The organism is Variovorax sp. Soil_C_26, from assembly GCF_057657075.1.
In genome coordinates this window covers 170,399-189,039 of the sequence record NZ_JBDGJC010000002.1, presented here as the reverse complement: position 1 = coordinate 189,039, position 18,641 = coordinate 170,399, and the positions used below count along the sequence as shown (strand labels likewise).

25 protein-coding genes are annotated in these 18,641 nt (G+C 67.4%); 2 read left to right on the top strand and 23 right to left on the bottom strand.

The features are described from left to right. Positions 1–393 precede the first annotated feature (393 nt). Entirely contained in the window at positions 394–1,116 is a 723-nt protein-coding gene (locus AC3A6G_RS06330; RefSeq protein ID WP_487873342.1) for a phosphatase PAP2 family protein, read from the bottom strand. Between the two features lie 119 nt (positions 1,117–1,235). Between AC3A6G_RS06330 and mscL the strand changes: the two genes are divergently transcribed. Beyond that, positions 1,236–1,667, top strand: coding sequence for a large conductance mechanosensitive channel protein MscL (gene mscL / locus AC3A6G_RS06325; RefSeq protein WP_487873341.1), 432 nt, complete (start codon positions 1,236–1,238; stop codon positions 1,665–1,667). 9 nt (positions 1,668–1,676) lie between these two features. On the opposite strand, the gene pdxA is transcribed toward mscL, so the two are convergent. The 3 genes from pdxA to AC3A6G_RS06310 all read right to left on the bottom strand — a co-directional run bounded on the left by pdxA (position 1,677) and on the right by AC3A6G_RS06310 (position 4,085). After that, positions 1,677–2,738: a 4-hydroxythreonine-4-phosphate dehydrogenase PdxA gene (pdxA, locus tag AC3A6G_RS06320; protein ID WP_487873340.1), complete on the bottom strand. Its 1,062-nt coding sequence runs from the start codon at positions 2,736–2,738 to the stop codon at positions 1,677–1,679. Continuing rightward, a complete protein-coding gene (locus AC3A6G_RS06315) occupies positions 2,735–3,508 on the bottom strand; it encodes a Nif3-like dinuclear metal center hexameric protein (RefSeq protein WP_487862145.1) in 774 nt (257 codons plus the stop codon). The genes pdxA and AC3A6G_RS06315 overlap by 4 nt, the downstream gene beginning before the upstream one ends. A gap of 61 nt (positions 3,509–3,569) precedes the next feature. After that, complete coding sequence (locus tag AC3A6G_RS06310) at positions 3,570–4,085, bottom strand: hypothetical protein (protein WP_487873339.1); 516 nt, start codon at positions 4,083–4,085, stop codon at positions 3,570–3,572. A gap of 26 nt (positions 4,086–4,111) precedes the next feature. Here AC3A6G_RS06310 and AC3A6G_RS06305 point away from each other — a divergent pair, with 26 nt between their 5' ends. After that, positions 4,112–5,272: a S1C family serine protease gene (locus AC3A6G_RS06305; RefSeq protein ID WP_487862147.1), complete on the top strand. Its 1,161-nt coding sequence runs from the start codon at positions 4,112–4,114 to the stop codon at positions 5,270–5,272. Between the two features lie 32 nt (positions 5,273–5,304). Here the strand turns inward: AC3A6G_RS06305 and tatC are convergent, their stop codons facing one another. The 19 genes from tatC to AC3A6G_RS06210 all read right to left on the bottom strand — a co-directional run bounded on the left by tatC (position 5,305) and on the right by AC3A6G_RS06210 (position 18,635). Next, a complete protein-coding gene (gene tatC, locus AC3A6G_RS06300; protein ID WP_487862148.1) occupies positions 5,305–6,108 on the bottom strand; it encodes a twin-arginine translocase subunit TatC in 804 nt (267 codons plus the stop codon). 72 nt (positions 6,109–6,180) lie between these two features. Further along, complete coding sequence (tatB, locus tag AC3A6G_RS06295) at positions 6,181–6,642, bottom strand: Sec-independent protein translocase protein TatB (RefSeq protein ID WP_487862149.1); 462 nt, start codon at positions 6,640–6,642, stop codon at positions 6,181–6,183. A gap of 13 nt (positions 6,643–6,655) precedes the next feature. Next, on the bottom strand, positions 6,656–6,907 hold the full coding sequence (tatA, locus tag AC3A6G_RS06290) for a Sec-independent protein translocase subunit TatA (protein ID WP_487862150.1): 252 nt from the start codon (positions 6,905–6,907) through the stop codon (positions 6,656–6,658). 62 nt (positions 6,908–6,969) lie between these two features. After that, entirely contained in the window at positions 6,970–7,329 is a 360-nt protein-coding gene (locus tag AC3A6G_RS06285) for a histidine triad nucleotide-binding protein (RefSeq protein ID WP_487862151.1), read from the bottom strand. Continuing rightward, positions 7,319–7,708, bottom strand: a complete 390-nt coding sequence (locus AC3A6G_RS06280; protein ID WP_487862152.1) for a DUF4870 family protein — start codon at positions 7,706–7,708, stop codon at positions 7,319–7,321. The genes AC3A6G_RS06285 and AC3A6G_RS06280 overlap by 11 nt, the downstream gene beginning before the upstream one ends. Positions 7,709–7,718: 10 nt before the next feature. Further along, positions 7,719–8,105 (bottom strand): phosphoribosyl-ATP diphosphatase, encoded by a 387-nt coding sequence (locus AC3A6G_RS06275; protein WP_487862153.1) that lies wholly within the window; start codon positions 8,103–8,105, stop codon positions 7,719–7,721. Next, the gene (hisI, locus tag AC3A6G_RS06270) at positions 8,102–8,500 is read right to left on the bottom strand and encodes a phosphoribosyl-AMP cyclohydrolase (RefSeq protein WP_487862303.1); all 399 of its coding nucleotides are present in this window, start codon (positions 8,498–8,500) and stop codon (positions 8,102–8,104) included. The genes AC3A6G_RS06275 and hisI overlap by 4 nt, the downstream gene beginning before the upstream one ends. Before the next feature lie 21 nt (positions 8,501–8,521). Continuing rightward, positions 8,522–9,301 carry an imidazole glycerol phosphate synthase subunit HisF gene (gene hisF / locus AC3A6G_RS06265; protein WP_487862154.1) on the bottom strand — a complete coding sequence of 260 codons (780 nt, stop codon included), beginning with the start codon at positions 9,299–9,301 and terminating at the stop codon, positions 8,522–8,524. A 20-nt stretch (positions 9,302–9,321) separates the two neighbouring features. Then, positions 9,322–10,158, bottom strand: a complete 837-nt coding sequence (locus AC3A6G_RS06260; RefSeq protein ID WP_487862155.1) for a D-hexose-6-phosphate mutarotase — start codon at positions 10,156–10,158, stop codon at positions 9,322–9,324. A gap of 30 nt (positions 10,159–10,188) precedes the next feature. Next, positions 10,189–11,379, bottom strand: a complete 1,191-nt coding sequence (locus AC3A6G_RS06255) for an AAA family ATPase (protein WP_487862156.1) — start codon at positions 11,377–11,379, stop codon at positions 10,189–10,191. Between the two features lie 51 nt (positions 11,380–11,430). Further along, the gene (gene hisA, locus AC3A6G_RS06250) at positions 11,431–12,183 is read right to left on the bottom strand and encodes a 1-(5-phosphoribosyl)-5-[(5-phosphoribosylamino)methylideneamino]imidazole-4-carboxamide isomerase (RefSeq protein ID WP_487862157.1); all 753 of its coding nucleotides are present in this window, start codon (positions 12,181–12,183) and stop codon (positions 11,431–11,433) included. 65 nt (positions 12,184–12,248) lie between these two features. Continuing rightward, on the bottom strand, positions 12,249–12,908 hold the full coding sequence (hisH, locus tag AC3A6G_RS06245; protein WP_487862158.1) for an imidazole glycerol phosphate synthase subunit HisH: 660 nt from the start codon (positions 12,906–12,908) through the stop codon (positions 12,249–12,251). Between the two features lie 21 nt (positions 12,909–12,929). Next, on the bottom strand, positions 12,930–13,553 hold the full coding sequence (gene hisB, locus AC3A6G_RS06240) for an imidazoleglycerol-phosphate dehydratase HisB (RefSeq protein ID WP_487862159.1): 624 nt from the start codon (positions 13,551–13,553) through the stop codon (positions 12,930–12,932). After that, the gene (gene hisC, locus AC3A6G_RS06235; protein ID WP_487862160.1) at positions 13,550–14,638 is read right to left on the bottom strand and encodes a histidinol-phosphate transaminase; all 1,089 of its coding nucleotides are present in this window, start codon (positions 14,636–14,638) and stop codon (positions 13,550–13,552) included. Before hisC ends, hisB begins: the two co-directional genes overlap by 4 nt. Continuing rightward, entirely contained in the window at positions 14,635–15,006 is a 372-nt protein-coding gene (locus AC3A6G_RS06230) for a hypothetical protein (RefSeq protein WP_487862161.1), read from the bottom strand. The genes hisC and AC3A6G_RS06230 overlap by 4 nt, the downstream gene beginning before the upstream one ends. A 38-nt stretch (positions 15,007–15,044) precedes the next feature. Beyond that, a complete protein-coding gene (gene hisD / locus AC3A6G_RS06225; RefSeq protein WP_487862162.1) occupies positions 15,045–16,367 on the bottom strand; it encodes a histidinol dehydrogenase in 1,323 nt (440 codons plus the stop codon). Between the two features lie 15 nt (positions 16,368–16,382). After that, positions 16,383–17,024 (bottom strand): ATP phosphoribosyltransferase, encoded by a 642-nt coding sequence (gene hisG, locus AC3A6G_RS06220; protein ID WP_487862163.1) that lies wholly within the window; start codon positions 17,022–17,024, stop codon positions 16,383–16,385. Positions 17,025–17,052: 28 nt separating this feature from the next. After that, positions 17,053–18,345, bottom strand: a complete 1,293-nt coding sequence (gene murA / locus AC3A6G_RS06215) for a UDP-N-acetylglucosamine 1-carboxyvinyltransferase (RefSeq protein WP_487862164.1) — start codon at positions 18,343–18,345, stop codon at positions 17,053–17,055. A gap of 47 nt (positions 18,346–18,392) precedes the next feature. Further along, positions 18,393–18,635, bottom strand: coding sequence for a BolA family protein (locus tag AC3A6G_RS06210; RefSeq protein ID WP_487862165.1), 243 nt, complete (start codon positions 18,633–18,635; stop codon positions 18,393–18,395). Positions 18,636–18,641 lie beyond the last annotated feature (6 nt).

Here is an 18,641-nt window from a genome sequence, read left to right as displayed (position 1 = left end):
ATGCCCATGCAAGGCCCGAGCCAAACCGGCAATTACGCCTTGTCTTTATGTCCGCGGTTCGTCAAAGCAAGCCTGCGCTGCATCGGCAGGCAGGCCGCGTCGAATTGTCGCTGTCCGCTCAACAGTGGTTTTCCGTTGAATAGATGAAAAACTTGTTTCCATCTGCGGAATACCCTGATCCGGCCTGTGGTTATCTAGCACCTCAATAAAAGAGGCCCCTCTTCCATTGGGAGAAGGGGCTGGAATCCCCTGCCCGACGAGCCGACCGCTCACCCGTAAATGTGAACTATCAATTACCGGCTTGACATTGCCCTTTGTGGCATCCGTGCCACGAACCAGAGGCCCCGGCAATGCGTTGAAAAGGTTTGCTCTTTTGTAAGCAGAGGTTTTTTGCTACGCCCGCTTGCGCGGAGGCTCGCGCAGCTGCCGCAGATCGAGGCGCGTGTACGGGCGTTCGATGCCCGCCATCCACTTGGCCAGCGCTTCCAGTGCGCCCTGTGTCGGTGCAGGGCGCCCCACGAGAAAGAACACGAGCGGCACGACCAGGCCGGCGGCCAGCCAGCGCGGCGCCGGCGACGGAATCCGCCGCGCACCATGCAACCAGAGAAAGCCGATGCTCGCCATCAGACCGAGGAACGTTCCGGTTACGACTTCCGTCGTGGAATGCGCCTCGAGGGCCAACCGCGAGGTGCCCACCACGACCGCCCAGCCGCACCCGGCTGCCACGGCAGCGAAGCGCACGGCAGGCGAAGCGCGCTGGGCCGCGAGCCAGAAGATGACCGGCCAGAGCCCCGTTGCCAACGCGGTGTGCCCGCTGAATCCGGTGAAATCGAAACGGGCACTGCCAATTCCCCAGCCCAGGAAAGCCAGTTTCGAGATCATCACCAGCAATCCGCAGCCGCCGAATAGGAATACCCAATGCACCGCTGCACGTCGCGTCTCCGGATTGCTCGCGAGCCAGATTGCAATCCAGAATGCCGCGGGCAGCAGAAAACCACTGTCACCGAATGCCGTGACAACTAACCAGAAATTATTCATCGAATTGAGGAAGATATTCTTCTTATTATTGATGCCGGCGACGCCGCCTGTGGCAAAACAACCGGACGCCATTGGCATGCAACGCTTTCGAACTACACTCGGGCGCTGCCCGGAAGCCTCTGATTGGCGAATCCCGAACGCGTGACGGCATACTGGCGGCCCATTCCACACCAAAGAACGCAGAGGGTAACGACATCATGAGCATCGTCAGTGAGTTCAAGGAGTTTGCCGTCAAGGGCAACGTAGTGGATCTCGCCGTGGGCGTGATCATCGGCGCGGCGTTCGGGAAGATCGTCGACTCGCTGGTGAACGACATCATCATGCCGCTCGTCGGGCTGGTGTTCGGCAAGCTCGATTTCTCGAACCTCTTCGTGGTGCTGGGCACGGCGCCGGCCGGCGTGGCAAACAACCTCGCGGACCTCAAGAAGGCAGGCGTTCCGGTGCTGGCCTATGGCAACTTCATCACCATCGCGGTCAACTTCCTGATCCTCGCATTCATCATCTTCATGATGGTCAAGCAGATCAACAAGCTGCGCAAAAAACAGGCCGAGACGCCAGCGGCACCGGTCGCCCCGCCCGAAGACATCGCGCTGCTGCGCGAGATTCGCGACAGCCTCAAGCGGCCCTGAGCGGCGCAATCAACGCGCTGCGGCCAGCCGGCGCGCCATGCGCAGGGCCTCGACGAGGCTCGACGCATCGGCCCGCCCCGTGCCGGCAATGTCGAAGGCGGTGCCGTGGTCGGGGCTGGTGCGCACCAGCGGCAGGCCGAGCGTCACGTTCACGCCTTTCTCCACGCCGAGGTACTTGACCGGGATCAACCCCTGGTCGTGGTACATCGCCACCACCACGTCGAACTCGCCGCTGTCGGGCACGCCGCCCTTGGCGCGCGCGCGCATGAAGACGGTATCGGGCGCGTGCGGGCCGTCGGCATCGATGCCTTCGGCGCGCGCGGCGGCAATGGCGGGCGCGATCACATCGCGCTCTTCAGAACCGAACAGCCCGCCCTCTCCCGCATGCGGATTGAGACCGGCCACGCCGATGCGCGGCGCCCGCCCGAGGATGCGCTGCAGCGCGCGGTGCGTGATGCGCAGCGTCTCGAGGACGCCGCCGAAGCTCACGGCCGTGATGGCATCGCGCAGCGACACGTGGATGCTCACCAGCACGGTGCGCAGTTCGTCGTTGGCGAGCATCATGCGCACCGGCATGCCCTCGACCGCGAGCCCCGCATGCGCCGCCGCCTCGGCCTGCAGCAGTTCGGTGTGGCCCGGGTACGGAAGGCCGGCCGCCGCCAGGGCTTCCTTGTGGAGCGGCGCCGTGACGATTGCGGCGACCTCCGCGCGCAGCGCCGCGCGCGCGGCCCAGACGACGCACTCGCCCGCAATGCGGCCGGCCTCGGCACTGATGCGGCCGAGCACGATCGGCTGCGCAGGCGGCGCCACCACCTGCAGCACCGGGATGCAGCCGGGCGGCACGGCGGCAGCCTCGGCGATGCGCTCGATCTGCGCCACCGGCCACGCCGGCAGGCCTGGCCGCGCAAGCGCCTGTGCGGCGCTGCGCACGGTGGCGACGTCGCCGGCCACGAACGCGCCGCGCGTGGTCTCGGGCGCAGCCTGAAACGCCTTGACGATGATCTCGGGCCCGATGCCCGCCGGATCGCCGAGCGTGATCGCGATCGGTGCGTGCGTGGCCAGATCGCTCATGCGGGGTTGTCGATGTCGATGAACTCGTGCTTGAGCCCGAGCTGCGCCGCCACGTGCCCCGCCACCGCGGGCGCACCGAAGCGCTCGGTCGCATGGTGGCCGCAGGCCAGGAAGGCTACCCCCATCTCGCGCGCATAGTGGGCCTGCGGCTCGGAGATTTCCCCCGTGATGAACGCGTCCGCGCCGGCAGCGATGGCGGCCTCGAAATATCCCTGGGCGCCACCCGTGCACCAGGCGACGTTCCGGATCGGGCGCTGGGCCGTGTCCACCAGCGTGACGGGCCGCCCCAGCACCTTCTCGGCATGTGCCGCGAGCGCCTTGCCGCTCGCGAAGGGCTCCCCGTTCTCGGGCGCGCCGAGGAAGCCGAGCTCCTGCTCGCCGAAGCGCCCTGCCGACCCGGGATGGGCCAGCAGCCCGAGCTGCAGGCCGAGCTGCGCGTTGTTGCCGAGCTCCGGATGCGCATCGAGCGGCAGGTGGTAGGCGAACAGGTTGACGTCGTCGCCCAGCAGCAGGCTCAGGCGCTGCTTCATCCAGCCGGTCACGCGGCCGTCCTGGCCGCGCCAGAACAGACCGTGGTGCACGAAGATGGCGTCGGCCTCGGCCCGAATGGCGGCTTCGATGAGCGCGCGGCTCGCGGTCACGCCCGAGACGATCTTGCGCACCACGGTGCGGCCCTCGACCTGCAGGCCGTTGGGTCCGTAGTCCTTGAAGCGCGAGGGCGCGAGCAGCAGATCGAAGGCGTGCAGCAGTTCGTTGCGTGTGGTGCTCATCGCGACATTGTCGCGCCCTCGCCGCGCCTGCGCATCGCCCGGCGATCGGAGGCCGAGCGAACTACCTGCCGCTCGCAGACCCGCGGCAGAACGCCTCGAACGCCTCGAACGCCTGCATGGTGTTGGGCAGGCCGTTCTTTCTCGCCAGTTCCCACGGTCGTTCGCACCGGTTCGTGCTGGCGCACCAGGCGTAACCGGCGGAGGGGATGCAACCTTGGGCGTCGCGGCCTGCGCCCGGGTTCGCCGACGCGGCTGCCGGCTGGGCCGGCGCGTTGGAGGACGATGGCGTGTTGCAGGCGGCGAGGTCGAGCAGGGCGAGGGAAGCGGCCGCGAGAAGCAAATGGCGTTTCATGTAAATAGGTGGCTTAACCAGCAGTTTGGAAACAATGTTGCGTTTTGACGCGATTTTCACTTCGCTGAGGATTCGCCTTGGGGAGCATACGCCGTGCAATTCCGCAGGGATCAAGACCCACGCGGCAAAAGTCGCATTCCGGCCGGCATTGCGCAGTTTTCTAGCTGGGTTGACGTTGAGGGAGAATCGACCCTTGCGCCGCCAGTGGGTGGCGCGCGCATTCACCGTCTGTCTTTCTCTTCCAAGTTTTCATGAAACGCACCTGGCTGCTCTTTGCCCAAGCCGTGACCGTCCTGCTCGCGGCCTACTTCGTCGTCGCGACGCTCAAGCCCGAGTGGATCAACCGGCGCACGACGTCACTGGGCGGCGTGGTGTCGATCGTCGAGGCGCCGGGCGGCGCCCCGTCCGCGCCGGCGCCGGGCAGCCTCAGCGCGGCGGCCAAGAAGGCCTCGCCGGCCGTGGTGAGCATCAACACCAGCAAGGCCGCGCCGCGCCATCCCCGCAGCAACGATCCCTGGTTCCGTTTCTTCTTCGGCGACCAGGCGGACCAGCCCCAGGTCGGCCTGGGCAGCGGCGTGATCGTGAGCTCCGACGGCTACATCCTGACCAACAACCATGTGGTCGAAGGCGCCGACGAGATCGAGATCACGCTCAACGATAGCCGCCACACGCGCGGCAAGGTCATCGGCACCGACCCGGACACCGACCTCGCGGTACTCAAGATCGAACTCGACAAGCTGCCCGCGATCGTGCTGGGCAACTCCGACGAACTCCAGGTAGGCGACCAGGTGCTCGCCATCGGCAACCCGTTCGGTGTGGGCCAGACCGTCACCAGCGGCATCGTCTCGGCGCTCGGGCGCAACCAGCTCGGCATCAACAACTTCGAGAACTTCATCCAGACCGATGCGGCCATCAACCCCGGCAATTCGGGCGGTGCGCTGATCGACGTGAACGGCAACCTCCAGGGCGTCAACACGGCCATCTATTCGCGATCGGGCGGCAGCATGGGCATCGGCTTCGCGATTCCGGTGTCGATGGCGAAGATCGTCCTCGAAGGCATCGTGAAGGACGGCCAGGTGCGCCGCGGATGGATCGGCGTCGAGCCCAACGAACTCTCGCCCGAACTGGCTGAAACCTTCGGCGTCAAGGCCGACTCGGGCGTGATCATCACCGGCGTGCTGCAGAACGGCCCCGCAGCGAAGGCCGGCATCCGCCCGGGCGACGTGATCACCTCGGTGGGCGAAAAGCGCACCGACAGCGTGCAGTCCCTGCTGACCGCAGTGGCCGGGCTCAAGCCCGGCACTTCGGCACGCTTCGCGCTGCAACGCGGTAGCGACAAGATGGAACTCGACGTGACGCCAGGCCTGCGCCCGAGAACGCCGATCCGGCAGATGCCGAACCAGCCAGAGTGACGCACTGAAAAGACCGGCCCGCAGGGCGCCGGTCAAACCGAGGAGTCGACGCTTTCCTCGTCGGGCTTCTTGGTGCCCTGTGCGAAATAGCGCGCACCGATGATGCCCACCTCGTACAGCAGGCACATCGGCACCGCCAGCGCGAGCTGCGAGATCACGTCGGGCGGCGTGAGCACCGCGGCAATCACGAAAGCCATGACGATGAAGTAGCCACGGAACGAGCGCAGCTTCTCGATCGTGACCATGTTGAAGCGCACCAGCAGCATCACCACGATCGGCACCTGGAAGGCCACGCCGAAGGCGATGTAGAGCGAGAGGATGGCCTCCACGTACGAAGAGATGTCGGGCGTGGCCGCCACCGCGTCGGGGGTGAAGTTCTGGATGAAGCCGAACATCTTGTCGAGCACGAAGAACTGCACGAACGCGATGCCTCCATAGGCCAGCAGGCTGCCGAAGAAGATCAGCGGCAGCGCGAAGCGCTTTTCGTGGCTATAGAGCCCCGGCGCGATGAACATCCAGGCCTGGTACATGAGCCAGGGCAGCGTGAGCAGCACCGCCGTCATCATCAGCACCTTGAGCGGCACGAAGAAGGGCGAGAACACGCCGATCGCGATGAGCTTGGCATCCGGCGGCATGTGCGCGCGGATGGGCATGGCGATCAGGTCGATCAGCCCGCCTGGGCCCGGCCAGATGGCGAGCAGCGCGCCCGCGATCGCCAGGCCGTAGACGCAGTAAAGCAGCCGGTCGCGCAGCTCGACCAGGTGCTGCACGAACGGCTGTTCGGTGCCCGCCAGCTCGTCTTCTGCGTCTTTGTTCTTGTTGTCGGAATCGGCCATGGGGGAGGAAGAAAGAGCGGGGAAAACGTGGCTCCGGCCGGCGTTCGGCGCACGAGGAACGCTGCGGATTCGCTAGTTGATCTTGCGGGGACGGTAGCGCGCCACGCGCGCCGCCCCGGACAGCGCCTTGGTGCGCATGCCATTGCGGGCCTTATACCACTGCGGCGTGGCGCCCTGCTTCAGCCGCCAGTTCTTGCGCGGGTGCCTGTATTCGGGCACCGACAGCTCGGGCTCGGCCAGCGCCGAGAGCGTTTCGCCCGAAGAGCCCGACAGCTGTTTCTCGAGATCGCTCGCGCCCGTGTGGATGCTGTGCTCCACGTCGCGCGCCGCGTCCTCGACCGTGGTTTTCATCTTGCGGAGCTCGTCGAGCTCCATCGACCGATTGACCTCGGCCTTGACGTCGTTCACGTAGCGCTGCGCCTTGCCGAGCAGCATGCCGACGGTGCGGGCCACCCGCGGCAGCTTTTCGGGTCCGATGACGATCAGCGCCACGACGCCGACCAGCGCCAGCTTCTCAATGCCGAGGTCGAGCACTTGCGGACGGCGCTCAGGACTTCTGACGTGCTTCGACGTCGATGGCCGACTTGTCGCTGTTGGCCGGGGGCTGGCCGGTCACTTGCGCGGTCGGGGCGGGTGCGGCCGCGGAGGCGTCGGTCGAGCCGCCGTCCTTCATGCCGTCCTTGAAGCCCTTGACGGCACCGCCAAGGTCCGAACCCATGTTCCGCAGCTTCTTGGTGCCGAAGATCATGACCACGACGAGCAGCACGATCAGCCAGTGCCAGATGGAAAAAGAACCCATGGAAGACTCCTAAGAATGTGTCCGATTTTAGTCGGGGTAAGTGTGACAGTTTGGCTTATCGCTCAGCCGCGAAGCCAGGGCCGGGGACCGCCCATGACATGGACATGGAGATGCTGCACTTCCTGCCCGCCCTCGGCCCCGGTGTTGACGACCACGCGGAAGCCGCCTTCGGGATACGGCCTGCAGCCCTGCTCGAGCGCCAGCTTGGGTGCCAGGGTCATGATCCGGCCCATCAGCGCGGCGTCGTCCTCGGTGAGCTGCGCCATGGACGCGATGTGGCGCTTGGGCACCACCATGAAATGCACCGGCGCCCAGGGCGCGATGTCGTGGAAGGCGAACAGCTCTTCGTCCTCGTAGACCTTGCGCGACGGGATCTTGCCTTCGACGATCTTGCAGAAGATGCAGTTCGGATCAGATGACATCTTTGGGTTCCATGGCGCGGTTGTCGTTCATGCGGATCATGCCCTTGACGATCCGGTACAGGAACCACAGAGAGATCAGGCTCCAGGCGATCCAGCCCGGCACGAGCAGCAGCAGCCAGAGCCACGAGGTCACGATGTACAGCAGGCCGGCCCAGAGCACCGAGCGGATGCGCCAGCTGAAGTGCGAGGCCTGCCAGGTGCCGGCTGCGTTGTCGCGCTTGATGAAATCGATCAAAAGCGCCACCAGCAGCAGCGCCACCGAAGCCTGCATGCCCGGCAGCACGGCGCCGACGGCCACGACCAGGTGCAGGATGTAGCTGATCCAGCCCCAGGTCTTGAGCGACTCCTCGGGTTCCACGTTCACGATCTCGTTGGCCATGCCTGTCCTTTCAATCGTTGGATGCTTCACGCGCCTGCGCCTTGCGCAGGGCCTTTTCCTCGATACCGCTGGTGCCTTCGCGGCGCTCGAGCTCCGCGATGACCTCGGCCGGCGATGCGCCGTAGTGCGCCAACGCCACCATGGTGTGGAACCACAGGTCGGCCACTTCGTTCACTATTTTTGCGCGGTCGCCGCCATGGTCGGCGTCCTTCGCGGCCATCACGACCTCGGTGGCCTCTTCGCCGATCTTCTTGAGGAAGGCATCGGGGCCGCGGTGCAGCAGGCGCGCGACGTAGCTCTTCTCGGGGTCGCCGCCGCGCGCGGGCAGGCGGCTCTCGATGACCGCGGCCAGGCGTGCAAGGGCGTCCGAGGTGTTGTTGTTCACTGTGGCGGTCATTTGTAGATCGACTCCGGGTCTTTCAAGACCGGCTCCGTGACCGTCCAGCGGCCGTTCTCGTACTTGCTGAAGAAGCAGCTGTGGCGGCCGGTGTGGCAGGCGATGCCGGGCTCGTGGCCGCGCTGCGTCACCTTGAGCAGCACCACGTCGTTGTCGCAGTCGATGCGGATCTCGTGCACGGTCTGCACATGGCCCGATTCCTCGCCCTTGAACCAGAGCTTGCCGCGCGAGCGGCTGAAATACACGGCGCGGCCGAGTTCGGCGGTCTTCTCGAGCGCCTCGCGGTTCATCCACGCGAACATCAGCACGTCGTTGCTGCCCTGTTCCTGCGCGATCACGGGCACCAGGCCGTTCGCGTCCCACTTCACTTCGTCGAGCCAGTTCATGGCGCGTATTGTCCCACCCCGGGCAACGCCTCAGGTGCGCACCGGAATGCCCCGGGCGGCCATGCGGGCCTTGGCCTCGCCGACCGTGTGCTGGCCGTAGTGGAAGATGCTCGCGGCGAGCACCGCATCGGCGCCGCCGGTCTGGATGCCGTCGGCGAGGTCGTCCAGGCTGCCGACGCCGCCCGAGGCGATGACGGGCACGTCGACCGCGTCGCTCACGGCGCGCGTGAGCGCGAGGTCGAAGCCGCTCTTGGTGCCGTCGCGGTCCATGCTGGTCAGGAGGATCTCGCCCGCGCCGCGGCGCGCCATCTCGGTGGCCCAGGCCACGGCGTCGAGCCCGGTGTTCTTGCGCCCGCCGTGGCTGTACACGTCCCAGCCTGGTCCGCGGGTGGCGGCCTCCTCGGCGCTGCGGCGCTTGGCGTCGATGGCCACCACGATGCACTGGGCGCCGTATTTCTGCGAGGCCTCTTCGATCACCTGCGGATTGGCGATGGCGGCCGAATTGAAGCTGGTCTTGTCGGCGCCGGCATTGAGCAGCCGCCGCACGTCCTCGACCGTGCGCACGCCGCCGCCCACGGTGAGCGGAATGAACACCTGCGAGGCCACGGCCTCGATCATCGGCAGGATCAGGTCACGGCCGTCGCTGGTGGCGGTGATGTCGAGGAAGGTGAGCTCGTCGGCGCCCTGCGCGTTGTAGCGCGCGGCAATCTCCACCGGATCGCCCGCATCGCGCAGTTCGAGGAAGTTGACGCCCTTCACGACGCGGCCGCCGGTGACGTCGAGACAGGGAATGATGCGTTTGGCGAGCATGGTCGGTGAGAGGGAAAATTTCAAAGAACGCGCAGTTGCTGCCAGCCCTGCCATTCGGCACCGGGCATCAGCAGCACCTGCTCGTCGATGCGGGCAGCTTCGACGCAGAGCATGTGGCGAAAGCCGTCGTCGGGCATGTCGGCGAGTTTCGCACTGAGCGCGGCGCCCGGGTTCCAGACCACGGTTTCGCTGCAGCTCGCGCTCTGGGAGATCTCGAGCGTGCCGCCGGGCTGCACGAGCTGGAGCGGTTGCGCGGGCGCGGCGTAGACGCTGTCGAACTCGGCATCGAAGCGCAGCGCCGGCGCCGTCTCCACGTGGCGATCGTCGCGCACCGAATCCCAGCGGTTCGCACCCTGCAGACCCTCCAGGCGCACTTCGGCGATGTCGTCGACGCACAGATAGGTGTGCAGCGCCGCGGCAAAGCTCAGCGGCGCAGAGCCCGTGTTGAGCAGCACGAGCGCGATGCGCAGCCGCCCCGGCGCCATGGCCAGATGAAGGCGCGCCTCGAAAGGATGGGGCCAGAGGCTGCGGGTGGCGTCGCTGTCGCGGAGGCGCAGCACCCAGTCGCCCGACGTTGCGTCGATGCCGCGGTCTTCCCAGGGCAGGTTCCGCATGAAGCCGTGCTTGGGCAGCGTGCCGCGCTGGTTGAACTGCGGGCAGCAGATGGGCACGCCGCCGCGGATGGCAGACTTGCCGTCGAACACCGCGCGCGGGCTCAGGTAGAGGCGCTCCACCCCATCGGCCGTGACCCACGAGAGCGCCTGCGCCCCGTGCAGCGACACCGTCAGCAGGCTGCCGTCGGCACCCGCGGCGCGAAGGGCCGGCTGGCCGCGAAACTCGATCGAGCTGATATCCATCGGGGAATTGTAGGCAGCGGCCCGCCCCGGTCAGCGCGCCGGCCACGCCCAGCGCGGGATCTCGCTCATGTCGAGGTTGGCAATGCGGGTCTCGCCCAGCCGCTTCTCGAGCACCACCGGCTGTACGGGGGTGCCGTCCTGCGCCGCATCCTCGAGCGCGGCGATGAGGCGCGCGGCGTGCGACACCACGATGACCTGCGACGCGCGCGCGGCGTGCGCGACCAGCCGGCCGAGTGCAGGCAGCAGGTCGGGATGCAGGCTGGTCTCGGGCTCGTTGAGCACCAGCAGCGCCGGCGGGCGGGGCGTGAGCAGCGCGGCGATCCACAGCAGGTAGCGCAGCGTGCCGTCGGAGAGCTCGGCGGCCGTCAGCGGGCGCAGCAGGCCGTGCTGGTGCATCAACGTCTCAAAGCGGTCCTCGACGGTGCGCACCTCGAGGCGCGCGCCCGGAAAGGCATCGTCCACCGCGCGGTCGAGCGCCTCGCCGTCCCCGATCTCGCGGATGGTCTGCAGCGCGGCGGCCAGGTCGGCGCCATCGTCGGCAAGCACGGGCGTGTAGGTGCCGAGCTGGGGCTGGCGCGCGGGCGCGCCGGCATCGGAGCGGAAATGGTCGTAGAAGCGCCAGGAGCGCATCTGCTCACGCAGCGTCAGCATCTCAGGCGCGGCCTGCGGATCGGCGAACTCCGTCATCATGCTCGCGAAGTGCGCGACCGGCCGACCCACGGGCGTCCAGCCGCCGCCGCGCTCGGCGCGCAGCCTCAGCGAGGCGCCCTTGCGGTCGACGAGCTGCGTCGACGCACGCAGCAGCGGGCCGCTCCAGATCGCCTCGTGCTTGATCTGCGGGTCGCGGTTGAAGCGGCTGCCGTCGCGCGGAATCGGCAGGCCGATGTCGATCGCGTAGCCGAAATCGTCACTGGCCGCGCCCGCGAAGCCCAGGCGCAGATTGACCGGCTCGCTGCGCACGGTGCCCTGCACCGGATGCTCCCCGCGCAGCATGGCGGCCGAGAAGCGCTCGGGCCCGGCCCACAGCGTGGAAGAGAGCCCGCCCTCGCGCACCAGCGAGCGGATCACGCCGCCGCTGGCGATCTCGGCCAGCAGGCGCATCGCGCGGTAGACGCTCGACTTGCCGCTGCCGTTCGGCCCCGTGACCACGGTGAGCTGCGCGAGCGGCACCGTGAGCGCGCGCAGCGACCGGTAGTTGGCGATGGCAAGCGCAGAGAGCACGTTGGAAGGACTCCGCTGGCGCGCCCGGAAAGCGGCCGGGAAGTCCGCTGTCTACGGCTGTCCGGCGCCCGCGAGCTCGTCGGCCCGCGCCTGCGCGGCCGCGAAGTCGAGGTCGCCCGAATAGATCGCACGACCGCAGATCACGCCTTCGACACCCTCGGGCTCGACCGCGCAGAGCTTGTCGATGTCGGCCATGTTCGAGAGGCCGCCCGAGGCGATCACCGGGATCGTCAGCGCCTGCGCGAGCCGCACGGTGGCTTCGATGTTGATGCCCGAGAGCATGCCGTCGCGGCCGATGTCGGTGTAGATGATCGACTCCACGCCGTAGTCCTCGAACTTCTTGCCGAGGTCGGCCACCTCGTGGCCCGTGAGCTTGCTCCAGCCATCAGTGGCGACCTTGCCTTCCTTGGCGTCGAGCCCCACGATGATGTGGCCGCCGAAGGCCACGCAGGCGTCCTTCAGGAAGCCGGGGTTCTTGACCGCGGCGGTCCCGATGATCACGTAGCGCAGGCCGTCGTCGATGTAGCGCTCGATGGTGTCGAGGTCGCGGATGCCGCCGCCGAGCTGCACCGGGATGTCGTCGCCGACTTCCTTCAGGATCGCCTTGATGGCCGCGTGATTCTGCGGCTTGCCGGCGAAGGCGCCATTCAGATCGACCAGGTGCAGCCGCCGCGCGCCGGCGTCGACCCATTTGCGGGCCATGGCGGCGGGGTCTTCGCTGAAGATGGTGGACTGGTCCATATCGCCTTGCTTGAGGCGTACGCAGTGGCCGTCTTTGAGGTCGATCGCTGGGATGAGGAGCATGAAAGTGGCGCGAGTGGGCGAAGAAAGGGCTGTCGGATGGCGAAGCCCAGGCGAGGGAATGGTGGTCAGGGATTCCAGTGAAGGAAATTTCGGTAGAGCTGCAACCCATGGTCCGCACTCTTCTCGGGATGGAACTGGGTGGCAAAAATATTATCGCGTGCGATGGCAGCGGTAAAGCATGCCCCGTAATCCGACTCGCCCACGCTGTGCCGCGCGTCCGCCGGCCGGGCATAGAAGCTGTGGACGAAATAGAAGTAGCTCAGGTCCGGCACGCTGGCCCACATGGCATGCGCATGCGCCTGGCGCACCTGGTTCCAGCCCATCTGCGGCACCTTGAAGCGGCTGCCGTCGGGCTGCAGGCGCCCGGCGAGATCGAACTTGACGACCTCGCCCGGAATGAGGTCGAGCCCCTCGGTCGGGCCTTCGTCGCTGCGCGACAACAGCATCTGCATGCCGACGCAGACGCCGAAGAGCGGCTTGGCCGCCGCCGCCTCGAGCACGCTTTCCATCAGCCCCGACTCGCGCAGTTCGCGCATGCAGTCGGGCATGGCGCCCTGCCCCGGCAGCACCACGCGTGTGGCCTGGCGCACCACCTCGGGATCGGACGTCACGAACACTTCCACGCCCGCCAGGTCGGCCGCATGGCGCACGGCCTGCGACACCGAGTGCAGGTTGCCCATGCCGTAGTCGACCACGGCGACGGTGTTTGCTGCTACAGATTTCATAGCTTCATAGCGCCGCTTGGCTCAGAGCGAGCCCTTGGTCGACGGGATCACGCCCGCCGAGCGCGGGTCGAGTTCGAGCGCGCTGCGCAGCGCGCGTGCGAAGGCCTTGAACACGGTCTCGCACTGGTGGTGCGCATTGATGCCCTTGAGGTTGTCGATGTGCAGCGTGACGAAGGCATGGTTCACGAAGCCCTGGAAGAATTCGTAGGTGAGCTGGCTGTCGAAGGTGCCGATCATGCCGCTCGTGAACGGCACGTGCATCTCCAGGCCCGGGCGGCCCGAGAAATCGATCACCACGCGGCTCAGCGCTTCGTCGAGCGGCACATAGGCATGGCCGTAGCGGCGGATGCCCTTCTTGTCGCCCACGGCCTTGGCCACGGCCTGGCCGAGCGTGATGCCGACATCCTCGACGGTGTGATGGCCATCGATGTGAAGGTCGCCCTGGCAGTCGATCTCGAGGTCGATCAGCCCGTGGCGGGCGATCTGGTCGAGCATGTGGTCGAAGAAGCCGATGCCCGTCGAGAGCTTGGCCTTTCCGGTGCCGTCGAGATTGACGCTCGCGGTGATCTTGGTCTCGGCGGTGTTGCGCGTGACGGAGGCGGTGCGCGCGGCGGTGCCGGTGTCGGCAGGCTGTGGGGTGGTCATAGTGAATCTTCGAGGGCCGCGAGCATGCGCGCATTCTCGTCGGCGGTGCCGACAGTCAGGCGCAGGCAGTTTGCGAGCAGTTCGTGCATTTTAGAAACGTTCTTGACCAGGATCCCGCGGCTCTTCATGCCCTCGAAGGTCTTCGCAGCGTCGGGCACGCGCACCAGGATCATGTTGGCGTCGCTGGGCCAGGTCTTGACGCCCGGCAGCCGTCCCAGGCCCATCATGAGCCGATGGCGCTCGTCGCGGATCTGCCGTGCCTGCGCCTCGAACACCTCTGCATGCTCGAGCGCGAACAGCGCGCACTCGCAGTTGAGGACGCTGATGTTGTAGGGCGGGCGCACCTTGTCGATCTCGGCGACCAGCGCGGCCGGCCCCATGAGGTAGCCGAGCCGGATGCCGGCGAGACCGAACTTGCTGAGCGTGCGCATCAGGAGCACATGGCCGTGGCGCGCGATGCGGTCGATGTAGCTGCGGGCGGCGAAGGGCTGGTAGGCCTCGTCGATGACCACCAGCCCACCCTCGGCGCCCTGGGCTTCGACGATCCTCTCGATCGCCGCGTCGTCCCAGAGGTTGGCGGTGGGATTGTTCGGATAGGCGAGGTAGACGATGGCGGGCTTTTCGCGTGCGATGGCGGCGAGCATCGCGGCCTCGTCGAGCTCGAAGTCCGCCGTGAGCGGCACACCCACGAAGCGCAGGCCCTGCAGCTGGGCGCTCATGGCGTACATCACGAAGCCGGGCACGGGCGCAAGCACTGCGGCGCCGGGCTTGTCGCAGGCAATGGCCAGCAGCGAGATCAGCTCGTCCGAGCCGTTGCCGAGCATCAGGGCGAAGCCTTCGGGCATCTGCGCATGCGCCGCCAGCGCGCGCTGCAGGTCGGTGCCGCGCTCGCCCGGATAGCGGTTGAGCGCCAGCGCGCCGAGCCGCGCGCCGAGTTCGGCCTGCAGCGACGTCGGCAGGCCGAAGGGGTTCTCCATGGCGTCGAGCTTGACGAGCCCGCGTGCATCCTGCACTGCATAGGCGTGCATGGACTGCACGTCGGAGCGGATGCGGTCGATCGGACGGACAGGCGGGGAAGTGGTCATTTTGTGCAGCGGTAGCTGTTGCGGAGGGCGCCGGCCATGACCAGCTGGACTGGCATGTCGGCTTCATAGGTGTCGGCGTTGCGGCTCAGTTCGGTCTGGTAGAGGGAGCGCGCCATCGCGGGTTCGAGCCGGCGGTCTTCGACGCAGAAGAGCGGTTTCTGGCCGTTGCGCTGCGAGGACTCCACGCCTTCGCGCAGGCCTTCGAGCAGGCCGACGAGGTAGTAGCTCGCATAGGCCTTGCCGTCCTTCTCGCCGGCTTCGAGCGTACGCAGTTCGCGGATGCTCATGGCCTGCGCCATGCCCGCGGCTGCAAGCAGCGCCAGCAGCACGGCCGCCGTGCGCGGACGATGAAAACGGCGTCTGGCCATCGTGCGTGCCTCTCCTGGCGCAATGAAATGGGCCGGACTCAGGCCTTGCGAAGCCGCAGCCGCGCCGCTTCGGCATGGGCCTGCAGGCCTTCGCCCTCGGCCAGCGTCACGGCGATCGGGCCGAGCACCTGCGCTCCGGCCTCGCTGACCTCGATCAGGCTCGAGCGCTTCTGGAAGTCGTAGACACCGAGCGGGCTCGAGAAGCGCGCCGTGCCGCTGGTGGGCAGCACGTGGTTCGGGCCCGCGCAGTAGTCGCCGAGGCTCTCGCTCGTGAAAGCGCCGAGGAAGATCGCGCCCGCATGGCGCAAGAGCGGCTCCCAGTGCTGCGGCTCTCTGCTGCTGACCTCGAGGTGCTCGGGGGCGATGCGGTTGCTGATCTCGCAGGCCTCTTCCATGCTCCGGGTGTGGATCAGCGCGCCTCGGCCATTGAGCGAGGCGGCGATGATTTCGGCGCGCGGCATCGTCGGCAGCAGGCGGTCGATCTCGGCCTGCACGCGGTCGATGTAGGCCGCGTCGGGACACAGCAGGATGCTCTGCGCGAGCTCGTCGTGCTCGGCCTGGCTGAACAGGTCCATCGCCACCCAGTCGGGCGACGTGCTGCCGTCGGCCAGCACCAGGATCTCGCTCGGGCCCGCGATCATGTCGATGCCCACGGTGCCGAACACGCGGCGCTTGGCGGCCGCCACATAGGCGTTGCCGGGGCCGGTGATCTTGTCGACCGCGGGGATGGTGGCGGTGCCGTAGGCCAGCGCGGCCACGGCCTGGGCGCCGCCGATGGTGAAGGCGCGCGTCACGCCGGCCACGTAGGCGGCGGCGAGCACGAGCGGGTTCTTCTCGCCCCCGGGCGTCGGCACGACCATGATGATCTCGCCCACGCCCGCGACATGTGCGGGAATGGCATTCATCAGCACGCTCGACGGGTAGGCGGCCTTGCCTCCCGGCACGTAGATGCCGACGCGGTCGAGCGGCGTGACCTTCTGGCCCAGCAGCGTGCCGTCGGCGTCTCGGTAGCTCCAGCTTTCGCCCGAGGCTTTCTTCTGCGCCTCGTGGTAGCTGCGAACGCGCTGCGCCGCGGCTTCGAGCGCCTCACGCTGCGCGGCGGGAAGCGACTCGAAGGCCGCCTTGAGTTCGGCCTGCGTGAGCTCCAGCTGCGACAGCGTCGTCGCCTCGAGCCGGTCGAAGCGCCGCGTGTATTCAAGCACCGCCTCGTCGCCGCGCCGCTGCACGTCGGCCAGGATGTCGGCCACGACCTTCTCGATGGCCGCATCGGCATCCGCGGACCAATGCAGCCGCGCCTTGAATTCGGCGTCGAAGCCGGCCGAGGCGGTGGACAGTCGGGCGGGGGCTGCTTTCGGGGTCATGGCTTCGAAAAGAGATCAGGCAGAGGGAATGGCCGACGCGAAGGCGTCGATGATGCGGCGGATCGGCTCGCGCTTGAGCTTGAGCGCGGCCTGGTTGACCACGAGACGCGCGCTGATGTCCATGATGCGCTCGACCTCGACCAGCTGGTTGGCCTTGAGCGTGTTGCCGGTCGAGACCAGGTCGACGATGGCATCGGCCAGCCCGGTGAGCGGCGCCAGTTCCATGCTGCCGTAGAGCTTGATCAGGTCGACGTGCACGCCCTTGCTCGCGAAGAACTCGCGCGCAAGGCCCACGTACTTGGTCGCCACCTTGAGGCGCGAGCCCTGGCGCACGGCCGAGGCGTAGTCGTAGTCGGCGCGCACCGCCACGCTGAGGCGGCAGGCCGCGATGCGCAGGTCGAGCGGCTGGTACAGGCCCTGGTTGCCGTGCTCGAGCAGCACGTCGAGGCCGGTCACGCCGAGGTCGGCGCCGCCGTACTGCACGTAGGTGGGCACGTCGGAGGCGCGCACCAGCACCACGCGCACGTCGGGCCGGGTGGTGCCGAGGATCAGCTTGCGCGATTTCTCGGGGTCTTCGGTGACCTCGATGCCGGCCGCGGCCAGCAGGGGCAGCGTCTCTTCGAAGATGCGGCCCTTGGACAGAGCAAGCGTGATCACGATTGCGACTCCTGTGATGCGAGGGTGATCATGCGGCGGCGGCTCCGGTCAGTCGTTCGATGTCGGCGCCGAGGCCGCGCAGCTTGGCTTCCATGCGGTCGTAGCCCCGGTCAAGGTGGTAGATGCGGTCGACCAGCGTCTCGCCGTCGGCCACGAGCCCGGCAATGACGAGGCTCGCCGAGGCGCGCAGGTCGGTGGCCATCACGGTGGCGCCCGAGAGCTGCTCCACGCCCTCGACCATCGCCACCTTGCCTTCGACATGGATGCGGGCGCCCAGGCGCATCATTTCGTTCACATGCATGAAGCGGTTCTCGAAGATCGTTTCGGTGACCATCGACGCGCCGCGCGCGATGACGTTGAGCGCCATGAACTGGGCCTGCATGTCGGTCGGGAAGCCCGGGTATTCGGTGGTGCTGAAGCTTTGCGCCTTGAGGTGCCCGCTGGCCGGCGCGCTGGAGCTGATGCGCACGCCGCCCTCTTCCGCAGCGACCGTGCACCCGGCATCGCGCAGCTTGTCGATCACGGCCTCCATGTGGTCGGCGCGCGCATGGCGCAGGAGCACATCGCCGCCCGTCGCGGCCACGGCGCAGAGGAAGGTGCCGGCCTCGATGCGGTCGGCCACCACCGCATGCTCGCAGCCGTGCAGCTTATCGACGCCCTGAATGCGGATGTGGCTGGTGCCATGGCCTTCGATCTTCGCGCCCATGCGGATCAGCATCTCGGCCAGGTCGACGATCTCGGGCTCCTGTGCGGCGTTCTCGAGCAGGGTCTCGCCTTCGGCCAGCGCTGCGGCCATGAGGAAGTTCTCGGTGCCGGTCACGGTGACCATGTCGGTCAGGATGCGGGCGCCCTTCAACCGCGTGCGGCCGGCCGGCAGCCGCGCGAGCATGTAGCCGTGCTCGACCGCGATCTCGGCGCCCATGGCCTGCAGTCCCTTGATGTGCTGGTCGACCGGCCGCGAGCCGATGGCACAGCCGCCCGGCAGCGAGACCTTCGCATGGCCGAAGCGCGCGAGCAGCGGGCCCAGCGCCAGCACCGAGGCGCGCATGGTCTTGACCAGTTCGTAGGGCGCCTCGGGGTTGACGAGATCGCCGGCGTCGAGCCGCACCGTGCCGTTGTCGTCGCGTTCGGCCGTGACGCCCATGTTGCGCACCAGCTTGAGCATGGTCGACACGTCCTGCAGCCGCGGCACGTTGTGCAGCACCACGGGCTGGTCGGTCAGGAGCGCTGCGCACAGCTCGGGCAGTGCGGCGTTCTTGGCGCCGGAAATGAGTACCTCGCCGCGAAGCTGGCGCCCGCCGCGAATCAGAAGCTTGTCCATCAGGAATCCAGCGAATAGGGGCCGCTCGGCGGCCGTTGCTTGCTTACTTATTTGTCGATCGCCGCCCATTCGGCCGGCGTGTAGGTCTTCATCGAGAGTGCATGCACCTCGTCGGTGTGCATTTTCGCACCCAGGGTGGCGTAGACCCGCTGATGGCGCTGGATCGGGCGCTTGCCCTCGAATTCGGCCGAGACGATGGTGGCATACCAGTGCCGGCCATCGCCCTCGAGCGCGATGTGCTCGCAAGGCAGATGGGACTGGATGATGGCTTGAAGCTCTTCAGCGGTCATGGGGGT

What these genes read in the sequence shown, in the direction of transcription:
- murA (WP_487862164.1), bottom strand. Translation starts at nt 18,345, where the DNA reads ATGGACAAGCTTCTGATTCGCGGCGGGCGCCAGCTTCGCGGCGAGGTA.
- tatA (WP_487862150.1), bottom strand. Translation starts at nt 6,907, where the DNA reads ATGGGTTCTTTTTCCATCTGGCACTGGCTGATCGTGCTGCTCGTCGTG.
- AC3A6G_RS06260 (WP_487862155.1), bottom strand. Translation starts at nt 10,158, where the DNA reads ATGGATATCAGCTCGATCGAGTTTCGCGGCCAGCCGGCCCTTCGCGCC.
- AC3A6G_RS06230 (WP_487862161.1), bottom strand. Translation starts at nt 15,006, where the DNA reads ATGGCCAGACGCCGTTTTCATCGTCCGCGCACGGCGGCCGTGCTGCTG.
- AC3A6G_RS06275 (WP_487862153.1), bottom strand. Translation starts at nt 8,105, where the DNA reads ATGACCGCCACAGTGAACAACAACACCTCGGACGCCCTTGCACGCCTG.
- hisC (WP_487862160.1), bottom strand. Translation starts at nt 14,638, where the DNA reads ATGACCACTTCCCCGCCTGTCCGTCCGATCGACCGCATCCGCTCCGAC.
- hisF (WP_487862154.1), bottom strand. Translation starts at nt 9,301, where the DNA reads ATGCTCGCCAAACGCATCATTCCCTGTCTCGACGTCACCGGCGGCCGC.
- AC3A6G_RS06305 (WP_487862147.1), top strand. Translation starts at nt 4,112, where the DNA reads ATGAAACGCACCTGGCTGCTCTTTGCCCAAGCCGTGACCGTCCTGCTC.
- mscL (WP_487873341.1), top strand. Translation starts at nt 1,236, where the DNA reads ATGAGCATCGTCAGTGAGTTCAAGGAGTTTGCCGTCAAGGGCAACGTA.
- hisB (WP_487862159.1), bottom strand. Translation starts at nt 13,553, where the DNA reads ATGACCACCCCACAGCCTGCCGACACCGGCACCGCCGCGCGCACCGCC.
- pdxA (WP_487873340.1), bottom strand. Translation starts at nt 2,738, where the DNA reads ATGAGCGATCTGGCCACGCACGCACCGATCGCGATCACGCTCGGCGAT.
- hisH (WP_487862158.1), bottom strand. Translation starts at nt 12,908, where the DNA reads ATGAAATCTGTAGCAGCAAACACCGTCGCCGTGGTCGACTACGGCATG.
- tatC (WP_487862148.1), bottom strand. Translation starts at nt 6,108, where the DNA reads ATGGCCGATTCCGACAACAAGAACAAAGACGCAGAAGACGAGCTGGCG.
- AC3A6G_RS06285 (WP_487862151.1), bottom strand. Translation starts at nt 7,329, where the DNA reads ATGTCATCTGATCCGAACTGCATCTTCTGCAAGATCGTCGAAGGCAAG.
- hisA (WP_487862157.1), bottom strand. Translation starts at nt 12,183, where the DNA reads ATGCTCCTCATCCCAGCGATCGACCTCAAAGACGGCCACTGCGTACGC.
- hisD (WP_487862162.1), bottom strand. Translation starts at nt 16,367, where the DNA reads ATGACCCCGAAAGCAGCCCCCGCCCGACTGTCCACCGCCTCGGCCGGC.
- AC3A6G_RS06330 (WP_487873342.1), bottom strand. Translation starts at nt 1,116, where the DNA reads ATGCCAATGGCGTCCGGTTGTTTTGCCACAGGCGGCGTCGCCGGCATC.
- AC3A6G_RS06280 (WP_487862152.1), bottom strand. Translation starts at nt 7,708, where the DNA reads ATGGCCAACGAGATCGTGAACGTGGAACCCGAGGAGTCGCTCAAGACC.
- AC3A6G_RS06315 (WP_487862145.1), bottom strand. Translation starts at nt 3,508, where the DNA reads ATGAGCACCACACGCAACGAACTGCTGCACGCCTTCGATCTGCTGCTC.
- AC3A6G_RS06210 (WP_487862165.1), bottom strand. Translation starts at nt 18,635, where the DNA reads ATGACCGCTGAAGAGCTTCAAGCCATCATCCAGTCCCATCTGCCTTGC.